Source organism: Azonexus hydrophilus, assembly GCF_905120355.1.
Taxonomy (GTDB): domain Bacteria; phylum Pseudomonadota; class Gammaproteobacteria; order Burkholderiales; family Rhodocyclaceae; genus Azonexus.
This window is the reverse complement of record NZ_CAJHOB010000005.1, coordinates 1-12497: the sequence shown is the minus strand read 5'-3', so window position 1 is coordinate 12497 and position 12497 is coordinate 1. Positions and strand designations below refer to the sequence as shown.

The following is a 12497-nucleotide window of genomic DNA, read 5'->3' as shown; positions in this document are numbered from 1 at the left end:
AAATCCGCTGTTTACGGGGATTTTGCGGGCGCTTGACGGGCCGCAGCAAGCGCCCGCTGCAGCAGGGTACTCACCAGATCCGGATCCCCCAGCAGACGAATGTTGCCGGCAGCAACTTCCGCCGCCAGAAGGTGGCTGAGGATAGTAAACGCCTCACTCTGCGGCGCGTTGATCAGCAGCAGGCGCTCACTCGCCGGGCTTTTCTGGCAGAGGCAGAAATTCTGCTCGCGCCCCGCCAGCGTAAGCTGAAACCACTGCCCAGGCGCAAAGGCATGACGCCCGGGCGTGGCAGTCAATGGCGGGCGACACTCACGCGTGTGCAGAATCAAGGTACCGCTTTCCAGCTGGCCATCAATCATGGCCGCTACCGGCAAGCCACTGCCAACCGACGTTTCTGACGCTTTCTCTTCGGGCGTACCAGAGCGCATGGCCCGGGTCTGCAAGGCAAAACAGGCATCGAGAATTTGAGCCTGCTGGTCGGAGGAAAGCTTGAGGCGCTCCATGTCCTCCTTCAATACCTGTAGCACGCCCGGGAGTTCACGCGCCAGCGCCTTGCGCTCTTCGCCATCGGTTTTAGGGCGAAAAGTCCACAACAGCTTGTCCAGATTCGCCAGACGTGCCGCCCACGCCGTGCTTTCCGGCCCCTCCTGCAACCAGGTGCGCTCCAGTAGGCGGTAGACATCCTGGCGCAGGTAACTCTGCAACACAGCGGGGAGCGTGCCGATATTCATCTGCGCCAGCAGGATGCTGATGGCTTCCGCAGCCTGATCGCGCCGGTCAATCTGGCGCAACAGGGGGAGGTACACCGCCGCCGCCTGCAGGCGTTGATTGAAACGGGCCTCAAGCTGCTGCTCCAGACTCTGTGCCGCACGCTCGAATGCAGCAGCATGATCACTGTGCTTGACTAGGTCGTGCACGAGGCTTTCCAGGCTGGCCTGAAAGCCGTCGCTGCCTCCGCTGCCATCGCCCAGTTCGCCGGCGCAACGACCAAGCACAGACACGAACCGTCGCCAGGGATGATTGGCGCGGGTAAACAGACTGCGGTCCTTCAAAGCCAGCTTGACGGTTGGAACCTGCAAGGAGGCAAACAACTGCTTGAGTACTGGCGGCAGCTCGGGCGCACTAAACAACATGTCGAACAACAGACCGACCGCATCGATGGTCTGCCCTTCGCTGGTCGCCGCCGGAATACCAAGTTCCAGGGCACTGACTGGCCGCAGTGCTGCTGGCGGACTGCCAATCGCTGCACTGGGGGGGGCGAACAACTCCGGAATCAATGCTTCCAGCCGTGGCGAGGTATCCGTAAGGAAACTGCTGCTGGCTGGTTTGGTCGTTTTCGGCGCCGTGCTCATCTGCTCCAGGCGGAACCACAGATTCTCGAGGGCCGCCTGGTCGAGCAAGGCAGGCTCCGGCGCGTCACTACGGCGGGCTTTCTGTGCCAGCAGTGTCAGCAGGTCATCAGGCAAGGAGGCCGCGGTGTTGCTTGCGGCCCGCTCCGGTTTGCTGCCAGCTCTGCCTGCTGCACCCGTCAGACTGACGACACTTTCCTGCGCCCTGATGATGCCGGCCTGCGTCGGTTCGATTTCCATGCGGGACATTTCCTGTTCCAGCGCTTCGTACAGCACGGGCAGTTCACGCCGCAGGGTATTCTCGACCCGATCGAGAAGATCGAGTTTTTCATCCAGGGAACTGGCACCGGCCTGCTCGAAGAACAGCCGCAAGCCTTCGACGATCCCCGCCGGTCCGATCGGATTCTGATTCTTGCCCAGATCCGGGCGTCCCAACAGCGTCATGAAGCGCAGCTGGGTTTTCCACAAGGCCGTGCTGGCCGCGTCACTGAGCTGCGTATTGAGGCGCTCCAGGCGCAGATTGAGCTCAAGGTCATCTTCCGGGACCAGCGAAATATGCGATGACGTCAGACCACGCACTTCGTCGCCAAAGCTGCTTTGCTGCTGCTGCGCCGCCCGCGCGTCGAAATAACGGCCACTGCCGTTGATGATGGCCTGGATCGCCGCCGGCGAAAGCAGGTTGCATTGACGCAGCACGTCGGCGAGGTGTTGCAGATAAAACTTCCGGCACTGCGGCAGGCGTGCCAGCTGAATGTGCTTTCCCGCTGCGATCTGCATCGACATGGTGAGGGCCTGTTCGTCCTTGTATGAAAAATGTCTTCGTCTGGGGGAAATACGTCAGGAATTATTTTTAGGTCAGCCTGACGATTGCTGACACAATTTTACGGCAAATCAGCGGCCCTGGTGCCGCCCGGGACCGCTGGCGCCACCGTACCCAAGCGATTTTTCAGTGAATCGGGGCGGTTGTTGAAATAAATCGAGTAATACACGGCGTTACTCATCACTTTCTTGACGTAATCGCGGGTTTCGGAAAAAGGAATGGTCTCGGCATAAATCGCCCCTTCCAGCGGCCGTTCGGCACGCCAGCGACGGGCCCGGCCTGGGCCCGCGTTGTAAGCGGCGGAAGCCAGCACCGGATGCTGGTCGAGATCATCCATCACCATCCGCATGTAGCTCGTCCCCAGCAGGACATTGGTGTCGGTATCGTTGACCTGGCTAGGGTTGTAGTCGCGTAGCCCGATCTTGCGCGCCACCCACTTGGCGGTTGCCGGCATCAGTTGCATCAGACCGGAAGCGCCGACACTGGAACGGGCATTGCCGATGAAGCGGCTTTCCTGACGCATCAGGCCGTACACCCAGGCATCGTCAAGTGCCTGCTGGCGGGCGGCAGGACGGATCTGGTCGGCATAGGGCGCCAGAAAGCGGAGCTGGTAATCGTGCTCGTGCTGGGTACGCTCGGCGGTATTGATGGCGCGATCCCACAGCTTGTTTTCTTCGGCCAGACGCGCGGCAGCCAGCAACTGCCGATCATTCATCCCGCGCAACGCCCAATTCCACTCGCGCACGGCCTCGGTACGCAGATCGAGACGGAAAAAAGCCAGCGCCCGCTGCAGCCCGGGATTGTCCCGGGCGGCCTGCAATTCGGGCGGAGTCAACGGCCGTGGCGACGGCGGCGGGGCAACCTGACGGCCAAGTTCCTCGGCGGCAAGATTGCCGTAAAAACTGGCTTGGTCAGCAATGCGGGAAAACAACTTATGCGCTTCCTCACTGCGTCCGCCTGCCTTCTCGGCCCGACCCAGCCAGTACAGCCATTCCGGTCGCTCCGCCAGCGCCGGCGGCATGGCGAGAATGGCCTTGCGCACCTCGGCCCACGCCTGCTGCCGCAAGGCGCTGCGCACTTTCCATTGGTGATTTTCCTCGCTGAGCCAAGTATTGGCGGCATGCTGGTAGTAGCCGTAGGCTTCCGGCAAATGCTTGCGCGCCGCCTGCAGTGCAATCTGACTCCAGGCCCACGCTGCTGCATCCTCACCCAACTGCGGCAGACGCTTTTCCAGCTCGGCCGCCGCCGTCCGTGGGTCGTTGGCGGCGACATAACGCAGGGCTATTGCCGTCAGTTCGCGCCCACCGCGGGTCGCGGACCAGTTTGCCGGCTGACGGGCAAGATACGCCATGGCACTTTTGTAGCTCTGATCGAAAGCCGCCAGCTCGCTGACACGGTTTGCCGGCAGATAGTCGAGGGTGCGCCGGGCAGCTTGCGGACGGTTGAGTTCGATCTGCAGCCGCGCACGCGCCCAGACCTTGTCAACATCGGCCCGGCCCTGTGCGACCAGGGCGTCCAGCACCGGCTGGCAGGTATCCGGCAGACTGGCAACACTCAGCCACAGGCTTTCGGCATCTGTCAGCACCGAATTGTCCCCCTGGTTGAGCGACGCTTGCTGCGCCAGGCAAGTGAGTTCGGTATCCGGTGCCAGCAGCTTCGCTGCTTCGCGCTGCGCAGTGCCCCAGTGGGACTCTTTCACCAGCCAGCGCAGCCAGTCGGCGCGCAGTTTTTCGGCAACGTACGTCCCTTCGTTAGCATCAAGAAAAGCGGGAATACCGCTGGCGTCATTTTTGGCCAGCAGGTTGCGCAGGCGGTAGTTCTCGGCATAGACAGCCAGGGGATGGCTGCCTATTTGCGTGATGGCCAGCTCCAGGCGCGGCAGATCGCCCTTGCGAAAAGCTTCACGGGCTTCAGTGAAGTTCATGTCGCTGACGGGCTGCGCCTGACCAGGAGCAGCCAAAAACAGGCAGCAGCACAGCGCTGTCAGACGCACAGAAAACGATGATGCAGGCTGCAGCAGCAATTGTGGCAACCGTTGGGACAGGGCTAAACTGGTATTCATTATTCGTTGAGGGCAGGCTTGCGGTGGATCAAATTTTGGGTGCGGACGAGGATAGCACGCAGTTGCGGGCGGCACGCCGGCAGCAGCTGCGGCAAACAATGCGGCAACTGCGGCTGGCGTTGCGCCCCGATCTGCATCAGGCCTATTCAGCCGCCATCGCCGGACATTTGCGCGCCCTGCCACAACCACAGGTTGCTGCCTTCTGCTGGCCGATCGAGCAGGAACCGGATGTCCGCGCGGCCATTGCCCACTGGTGTGCTACCGGCAGCCGGGCAGCGCTGCCCGTCGTTGTGGCGCCGGCGAGCCCGCTGGCTTTCCGTGCCTGGACGCCGGCTACGCCTCTGACGCCGGATCGCTACGGTATTCCCACCCCGGCGGCCGGTGACTGGCTGCAGCCCGACCTGCTGCTGTTGCCACTCAATGCCTTCGATGGAGCGGGCTATCGGCTGGGGTACGGCGGTGGCTTTTTCGACCGTACCCTGGCCACACTGAAGCCACGGCCAGTGGCCGTCGGGGTCGGTTTCGAAATCAACCGCGTGGACAGCATTGAACCGGAGGCACACGACGAACGGCTGGACTGGATCGTGACCGAGGCCGGCCTGTGGCAGATCACACCCTGAAACTGTCGCGGCTTGGCACAGCAGCACGCACATCAGCGACCGCGCCGGACTGATTCAGCGAGCGGCGCGCACGGCCGCTGTCAGACGACGCAGCGCTTCTTCCAGCATCTTTGGCGTGCAACCGAAATTCTGGCGCAGCCAGCCGGGCGCGGCGAAATCCTTGCCATCGCTCAGCCCCAGACCATGCGCCTCGAAGTGCCGGGCGGGATCAGGCAAACCCAGTTCGCGCACATCCAGCCAGGCGAGATAGGTCGCTTCCACGTGCGTCATGCGCACGCCAGGCAACGCCGCCACCGCATTTTCGAGCTGCTGCCGGTTACCGCGCAGCACCTCCAGCAGTTCCCGGTGCCAGTCGGCGCTGTCACGGTAGGCGGCAGCGCAGGCAGTCAGCCCGAGCACGTTGACGTGCGGCACGATGCCATCCATGGCTGCGGCGAAGCGCCGCCGCAGGGTGGCATCGGGAATGACCGCAAAGGCACAGCCCAGACCGGGGAGGTTGTAGGTCTTGGAAGGCGCCATCAAGGTAATGCTACGCCGGGCTGCCGCTGGCGACAGGCTGGCGAAAGGCAGATGGCGCCGCCCGCTATCGAGAATCAGGCCGCAGTGAATTTCATCGGAGCACACAACGAGGTCGTGGCGTTCGGCAAAATCAGCCAGACGCAACAATTCATCGCGATTCCAGGCCCGACCGACCGGGTTGTGGGGATGGCACAGCAGAAATAATTCACTGTCAGCATGGACGCTGGCCGCCAGCGCCTCCCAGTCCCACTGCCAGCCAGTTTCGCCACAGTGCAGAGCGCAGGTATCGAGGGCTCGCCCAGACAGGCGCGGCGCCGAGAGAAAAGGGGGATAGACTGGCGTGGCGGTGAGTACGCGCCCACTGACGCTGCGACAGGCCACATTCAAGCCCGTCACCAATCCCGGCAACCAGAGCAGCCAGTCCGCTTCGATTGCCCAGTCGTACGCCTGCCGTAAATGCTCGACCACCGCCTCGACCACCTGTGGCGTTGTCTGCGCGTAACCGAAAATGCCGTGCGCCACCCGCTCCTGCAACGCCGCCAGCACGGCCGGCGGGGCAGGGAAATCCATGTCGGCCACCCACATGGGCAACACATCACGCCCGGCATAGCGGGCCCATTTGATCGAGTCGCTGCCGCGCCGCTCAGGTGGGTCGAAAAAGGAGTTCATCATGCTGCGCAGGCCGGTCCGTCACTCAGACCGCGAGATGTTCGTAGAGGGCAGTGGACAGGTAGCGTTCGCCATAAGAGGGGGTCAGCACGACAATCAACTTGCCGGCGTTTTCCGGACGGCGGGCAACTTCCAGGGCCGCCCAGATCGCGGCGCCGGAAGAAATACCGACCAGCAGGCCCTCATCGGTCGCCGCCCGGCGGGCAGTGGCGAAGGCATCCTCATTCCGGACCCGGATCACTTCATCGTAAATCGCCGTATCCAGCGTGGCCGGCACAAATCCGGCGCCAATGCCCTGGATCGGGTGTGGCCCCTTGTTGCCGCCCGACAATACCGGCGAAGCATCGGGTTCGACGGCAATGACCTGGACCCCGGGTTTCTTCGCCTTCAGCGCTGCGCCCACACCGGAAATCGTTCCACCGGTACCGACACCGGCGACGAAGATGTCGACCTGCCCATCGGTATCGCGCCAGATTTCCTCGCCGGTCGTATCGCGGTGCACTGCCGGATTGGCTGGATTTTCGAATTGCTGCGGAATGAAGTAGCGGCTATCGGATTCCGCCAGCGCCTTGGCCCGGGCAATCGCGCCGCCCATACCCTCGCTGCCGGGCGTCAGAATCAGATCGGCGCCATAAGCCTGCAGCAACAATTTACGCTCCCGGCTCATGGTGTCGGGCATGACAAAAGCCGCTTTCAGGCCACGCGCTGCGCAGACCATGGCCAGACCAATCCCAGTGTTGCCGGAAGTAGGTTCCAGAATGATGGTATTCGGCCCGATCTTGCCCTCGGCTTGTGCCGCATCGAGCATGGCGAGCGCGATACGGTCCTTGACGCTATGCCCGGGATTGAAGAATTCCAGCTTGGCGACCACCCGCGCGCCGGCCTCGGCGGCCAGGCGGTTGATCTGGACCAGCGGGGTGTTGCCGATCAGTTCGGTGACGTTCTGCGCAATGTTCATGAGAAGCTCCAAGAGATGAATGAGGAGATTCTAAGCGCGGCAATTCTGGCGTAAAAGAATAAAAATCGAGTTCTTTATTCGATTTCCAACTATCCCAGGAAGAGCTTGTACACCGGGCTGTCACTCTCATCCCAGTGCTCATAGCCCAAGGTATTGAGAAATTGCCGGAAGGACTGCATTTCGCTGCGGGGCACCTGCATGCCGACCAGCACCCGGCCATAGTCGGCCCCATGGTTGCGGTAGTGGAACAGGCTGATGTTCCAGCCGCTGCTCATCTTCTCCAGGAAATTCATCAGCGCGCCGGGGCGTTCGGGGAAGACGAAGCGATACACCAGCTCCTGCAGGTCGCCTTGCTGCGCCAGCGGCGCATGCCCGCCCACCATGTGGCGAACGTGATTGCGGGCCAGATCGTCATCACTCAGGTCAAGGGTGGGGTAACCGTGCTTGCGCAGCGTTTCGGCAAGCTTTTCCGATTCCTTGCGCCCGCTCACCTGCACGCCCACATAAACGTGCGCCTCATGTGCGGCGTTATAACGGTAGTTGAATTCGGTCAGGTTGCGCTGACCGAGCAGGGCGAGAAATTTTTTGTAGGCACCCGGCTTTTCCGGCAGGGTAACGGCAAAAACCGCTTCCCGTTGCTCGCCGAATTCGGCCCGCTCGGCAACGAAACGCAGGCGGTCGAAGTTCATGTTGGCACCGGAAGTCACCGCCACCAGATTCTTGTCCTTGAGCTTGTGCTGCCGGGCATATTCCTTGGCACCGGCCACCGCCAAGGCTCCGGACGGTTCGAGAATCGAACGGGTATCCTCGAACACATCCTTGACGGCCGCACAGATGGCATCGGTATCGACCAGCACGATATCGTCCAGATACTGCCGGCAGAGGCGGAAGGTTTCCTCGCCCACGTATTTCACGGCAGTACCGTCGGCAAACAGGCCCACCTGGGGTAATTGCACCCGCTTGCCAGCAGCAATCGACTGCTTCATTGCATCGGCATCAAAGGTTTCCACCCCGATGACCTTGATTTCCGGACGCAGACGCTTGATATAGGCGGCCACACCGGCAGCCAGTCCGCCACCGCCAATGGCGCAGAACACCGCATGCAGCGGCCCGTTGTGACGCGAATGCTGGCGCAGGATTTCCATGGCAATGGTGCCCTGGCCGGCAATCACCTCCGGATCGTCGAAGGGGTGCACGAACGTCAGCTTTTCGGCCTTCTCCAGCTCCCGGGCGTGGGCATAGGCAGCATCGTAGGAATCGCCGTGCAGCACGACCTCGCCGCCGCGCTGACGAACGGCATCGACCTTGATCTGCGGTGTCGATACCGGCATCACGATCACCGCCCGACATCCCAGGTAGCGCGCCGACAAAGCCACGCCTTGCGCATGGTTACCGGCAGAAGCACAGATCACCCCACGCTTGAGGCGCTCCGGAGAAAGGCTGGCAATCTTGTTGTAGGCGCCCCGCAGCTTGAAGGAAAACACCGGCTGCATGTCCTCGCGCTTGAGCCAGATGCGGTTGTGTACGCGGGCCGACAGGTTGTCAGCCAGGTCGAGTGGGGTTTCCTCGGCCAGATCGTACACCTGGGCATTGAGAATTTTTTCAAGGTAATCGGGAGCGGCAGACATGGCTTTGATACGTAAGCAAAGAGTGAAATTTAACAGTTTCAGCCTGCCCATGCCCGTTTCCTTTTCCACCAGCCCGCAAGGCTTCTGAGTGAAGAGCAGGAAAATTCCTAGCTTCTTATGGATGCGAATCGCATTTCCGCTTCGTCATTTTTGTATGAAAAACACACGTGGGCATATGACCTCAGTGCTATTTTTCAATGACTTGTTCTGGCTTAGGATGCACCCACAATAACCAGGGAGGGCGTGCAATGTCCGCAGTACAGCCAAAAAAAAGGGCGGCGAAAGTCGCTATCGGGCGCCGGAAAAATTATCTGGCCGCAGTGCGTTATCTCGACGGACGCCGGGAAATCATTGAGGTCCGCAACGCCGATGACCTTGCCGATGCGCGAATCATGGTGCTGGAAGAACTCGGACCGGTACGCTGCCTGCTCTTAAGCGAGCTGGGCTGATCAACGCCGTCCAGCCAGGCGGCGGAAAAAACCACGCCGATCCAGCACCGCTGCAGCGGGTGCTGGCGACGTTTCACTATCGGTAACGGCCACCTGAGCAGGTTCAAAAATCAGCTGCAGCGCCTGCATGGCGCTCGCCAGTGCCGCGTCCTGACCCGCCAGGGCATCCAGGGGCGCAATCACCGTGGCAAAAGCATGCGCCGGCAAATCCGCATCGACGGCATGCTCGACAACGAATTCAAGATCCCCCCCAGGAAATCCCACCCGCAGTATTTCGCCCGCCGCCAGCGGTTGCCACAGCTCGCCGCCACCCGGCAACAGCAGAAGATGGATGAACCAGGGCGTTACCACCGCCCCCACCCAGTCGCCCTGGTAACGGCGAAAACCAGCAATATCGACACTGATACCGGCGTGTCCGCTGTTTCCCTGTGCTGCCAGTTGCTGCTGAAAACGCCGGTAATAGGCCAGTACGCGCGGCGCGGGATTATCGTGATGCACCATGCTCACGCTCAGACGAGAAGTTGGTAAGCCGGCGAATCCAGGCCACGCACTGCGGCCAGCAGGGCATCGATGGCTTTCGGACGGACAAAACCGACGCGCCAGGCAAGTGCCACACGGCGCGATGGCTGCGGTTCGGTAAAGGGAATGACGCGGATCATGTCGTTATTGTACGGGTGTTGCAGGGCGCTTTCCGGCAGCACCGAGACGCCCAGACCGGAAGCCACCATGCAGCGGATGGTGCCGATCGAATGCCCCAGACGCACATCCGTTTCCGGGCTGCTGACCTGCGGACAAGCATCCAGCACCTGATCGCGGAAGCAGTTACCCGCCTTGAGCAGCAACACCTCGTCGCCGGCCACCTCTTCCGGCGCAATCCGCTCCCGCGATTCCCAGGGATGACCGATAGGTACGATGACCTTGAACAATTCGTCGTAAAGCGAACGAGTCAGCACCCCCGGCAGATTGAACGGCAGGGCCAGGATGGCGACGTCAATATCGTTGTCGCGCAGCATGTCAGCCAGATTGGCCGTCATGTTTTCCTCGATCACCAGCGGCATATTGGGCGCCACCTCTTTCAGGGCGTGGATCAGCCGCGGCAGCAGATACGGCCCAATGGTATGGATCACCCCCAGCCGCAGGGCCCCCTCCAATTGATCGCGTCCGCGCAGGGCAATCTGGCGGATTCTTTCGACTTCATCCAGCGCCGTTTGTGCCTGCGCCACAACCTGACTCCCCACCAGACTGGGGCTGACAAAGCCCTTGCCACGCTCGAACAGCTGCACGCCCAATTCATCCTCCAGGCGGGCAATGGCCACGCTCAGGGTAGGCTGACTGACCGAGCAACGCTCGGCAGCACGACTGAAATTGCTTTCCTGGGCAAGCGCCACAATGTAACGAAGCTCCGTCAAGGTCATACATTTCCCTCCTGGCATCCGGGTTATAGGGTGAGACTATGGGTGCTATAGCCTGAACCCATAGAAAACATTGACTTAAATCAACTGTAGCATGATGTATGTCGAGACAATGCTCAGACAAATCTTATCCACAACCATCCTGAGAGGGAGAAAACAATGCAACGGACCATTCTATCGTCTGCAATCGCACTAATCTCCGGCCTGGCCGTATTCACCGCCGTGCATGCCGCGAACGATGAACCGATCAGCCCGATCAAGCCGCCTGCCAACATCAACCTGGGCCAGGCTGAACTGGGTAAGAAGCTTTACTTCGATCCCCGCCTGTCGAAATCGGGCTTCATCTCCTGTAACTCCTGCCACAATCTGTCCATGGGCGGCACCGACAACATCCCGACCTCCATCGGTGACAAATGGCAGCAAGGTCCGATCAACTCGCCGACCGTGCTCAACTCCAGCCTCAATCTGGCCCAGTTCTGGGACGGCCGCGCTGCCGACCTGAAGGAACAAGCAGGCGGCCCGATCGCCAACCCGGGCGAAATGGCCTTCACCCACACCCTGGCCATCGACGTACTGCAGTCGATTCCGGGCTATGTCCGCGAATTCAAGCAAGTTTTCGGCAAGGACAAGATCGACATCGATCAAGTCACGACGGCCATCGCCGAATTTGAAAAGACCCTGGTCACGCCCAACTCCCGTTTTGACCAGTGGCTACTGGGCAAGAAGGACGCCCTGACCAAGACCGAACTCGAAGGCTACAAACTGTTCAAGGACAGCGGCTGCGTCGCCTGCCACAACGGCGAAGCCGTCGGCGGCAACTCCTTCCAGAAAATGGGCCTGGTCGAACCGTACAAGGGCAACATGCCTGACGGCCGCGCTGCCGTGACCGGCAACGATGCCGACCGCTTCAACTTCAAGGTGCCGACGCTGCGCAACGTGGAAATGACCTATCCCTACTTCCACGACGGTGCCGCCAACACCCTGACCGAAGCCGTCGACGTCATGGGTCGCCTGCAACTGGGCAAGAAGTTCACCAAGGATGAAAACGCCAAGATCGTCGCCTTCCTCAAGACGCTGACCGGCGACCAACCGAACTTCCAGCTGCCGATCCTGCCGCCGTCTTCCGACACCACGCCGCGTCCGCAGCCATTTGGCAAATAAGCTGACCGAACTGGAAAACCAGTACTGAAACAAACAAGGGGGCTGCGGCCCCCTTGCTTATTTGTTCATCTGCTGTCGCTTCCGCTCGACTGAAGGGTTAGACAAAATTTCAAGCATTACGACGCTTCTCCAGCCAGGGCTCAATTACGTTTAGCGAGAGTAAATAAGGCGCAAACCCGCCAAGGATAAGAAGCGTGACGTAAACCCCTGGACCGCGAGCGACTACGGCAATCCAAAGCGCTGAAGACCAAATGGCCCAGCAAAGGCAAATGCAGAGGCTTCGAACAAATGATGTCTTGAGCATGGCAGGCTAACGTCCAGAATCACCATTCTGCGGCTTTTCGCACAAGTCCGATTGCGCGCGGGGTTAGCCGTGCCTTCAGTACGGAGCAAGTCAAGAGAGTTCCCCCTTACTTTGAATGTCTTGTAGAACGCGAAGGACCATTTGTTCTAGCACTCGCTCAAAGGCCGCGTTGGGTGGCATTGTTTCAAGACCTTCAGGAATCGCCGTATTCCCTATTGCCGTATGTAACGCATGCTTTACTGCGACGCGCTCCACGGTTTTTCCTTTAGCAGTAATGGCAACGGCCATTTCATAAGCATCCGTCACAGTGGTACCAACCAGTCCAAAAGTTAATCCCGTGCCAAATCCTTTGGCTGCTGCGGCCCCCCGATCTGCGATGTTGTTAACCACAACTCTAATTTGTCCTTCGCTGGCGTCAGATACTGGCACGATAACCCCTGAAGCACGTAATACCCGTTCCGTGTTATCTCGCAACGTTGAATCGACTTTAGCAGGCCGTTGAAAAACCCCGCAAATTCCATGCAAATGGTATAATTTGTCTTTCGA

At 60.4% G+C, this 12497-nt stretch carries 11 protein-coding genes; 3 read left to right on the top strand and 8 right to left on the bottom strand.

Annotated elements, in window-relative coordinates:
* Window positions 1-11 precede the first annotated feature (11 nt).
* Both JYJ39_RS04840 and JYJ39_RS04835 read right to left on the bottom strand, forming a co-directional pair.
* Entirely contained in the window at window positions 12-2132 is a 2121-nt protein-coding gene (locus JYJ39_RS04840) for a DUF1631 family protein (RefSeq protein ID WP_205202528.1), read from the bottom strand.
* A 98-nt stretch (window positions 2133-2230) separates the two neighbouring features.
* Entirely contained in the window at window positions 2231-4093 is a 1863-nt protein-coding gene (locus tag JYJ39_RS04835; RefSeq protein ID WP_240189549.1) for a lytic transglycosylase domain-containing protein, read from the bottom strand.
* A 161-nt stretch (window positions 4094-4254) separates the two neighbouring features.
* On the opposite strand from JYJ39_RS04835, the gene JYJ39_RS04830 reads away from it, so the two are divergent.
* On the top strand, window positions 4255-4851 hold the full coding sequence (locus JYJ39_RS04830; protein ID WP_240189548.1) for a 5-formyltetrahydrofolate cyclo-ligase: 597 nt from the start codon (window positions 4255-4257) through the stop codon (window positions 4849-4851).
* A 54-nt stretch (window positions 4852-4905) separates the two neighbouring features.
* Here the strand turns inward: JYJ39_RS04830 and JYJ39_RS04825 are convergent, their stop codons facing one another.
* The 3 genes from JYJ39_RS04825 to ilvA all read right to left on the bottom strand — a co-directional run bounded on the left by JYJ39_RS04825 (window position 4906) and on the right by ilvA (window position 8625).
* Entirely contained in the window at window positions 4906-6042 is a 1137-nt protein-coding gene (locus tag JYJ39_RS04825; protein WP_430622465.1) for a MalY/PatB family protein, read from the bottom strand.
* 22 nt (window positions 6043-6064) lie between these two features.
* Entirely contained in the window at window positions 6065-6997 is a 933-nt protein-coding gene (gene cysK, locus JYJ39_RS04820) for a cysteine synthase A (RefSeq protein WP_205202525.1), read from the bottom strand.
* A gap of 89 nt (window positions 6998-7086) precedes the next feature.
* Window positions 7087-8625: a threonine ammonia-lyase, biosynthetic gene (ilvA, locus tag JYJ39_RS04815; protein ID WP_205202523.1), complete on the bottom strand. Its 1539-nt coding sequence runs from the start codon at window positions 8623-8625 to the stop codon at window positions 7087-7089.
* Window positions 8626-8873: 248 nt separating this feature from the next.
* Between ilvA and JYJ39_RS04810 the strand changes: the two genes are divergently transcribed.
* The gene (locus JYJ39_RS04810) at window positions 8874-9074 is read left to right on the top strand and encodes a hypothetical protein (protein ID WP_205202521.1); all 201 of its coding nucleotides are present in this window, start codon (window positions 8874-8876) and stop codon (window positions 9072-9074) included.
* Here JYJ39_RS04810 and hybE read toward each other — a convergent pair whose 3' ends face one another.
* Both hybE and JYJ39_RS04800 read right to left on the bottom strand, forming a co-directional pair.
* Window positions 9075-9575 carry a [NiFe]-hydrogenase assembly chaperone HybE gene (hybE, locus tag JYJ39_RS04805; protein WP_205202519.1) on the bottom strand — a complete coding sequence of 167 codons (501 nt, stop codon included), beginning with the start codon at window positions 9573-9575 and terminating at the stop codon, window positions 9075-9077.
* A gap of 8 nt (window positions 9576-9583) precedes the next feature.
* On the bottom strand, window positions 9584-10489 hold the full coding sequence (locus JYJ39_RS04800) for a hydrogen peroxide-inducible genes activator (protein ID WP_205202517.1): 906 nt from the start codon (window positions 10487-10489) through the stop codon (window positions 9584-9586).
* Between the two features lie 156 nt (window positions 10490-10645).
* Here JYJ39_RS04800 and JYJ39_RS04795 point away from each other — a divergent pair, with 156 nt between their 5' ends.
* Complete coding sequence (locus JYJ39_RS04795) at window positions 10646-11647, top strand: cytochrome-c peroxidase (RefSeq protein WP_205202515.1); 1002 nt, start codon at window positions 10646-10648, stop codon at window positions 11645-11647.
* A 394-nt stretch (window positions 11648-12041) separates the two neighbouring features.
* Here JYJ39_RS04795 and JYJ39_RS04790 read toward each other — a convergent pair.
* On the bottom strand, window positions 12042-12497 hold a 456-nt coding region (locus JYJ39_RS04790), incomplete at its 5' end, for a hypothetical protein (protein ID WP_205202513.1).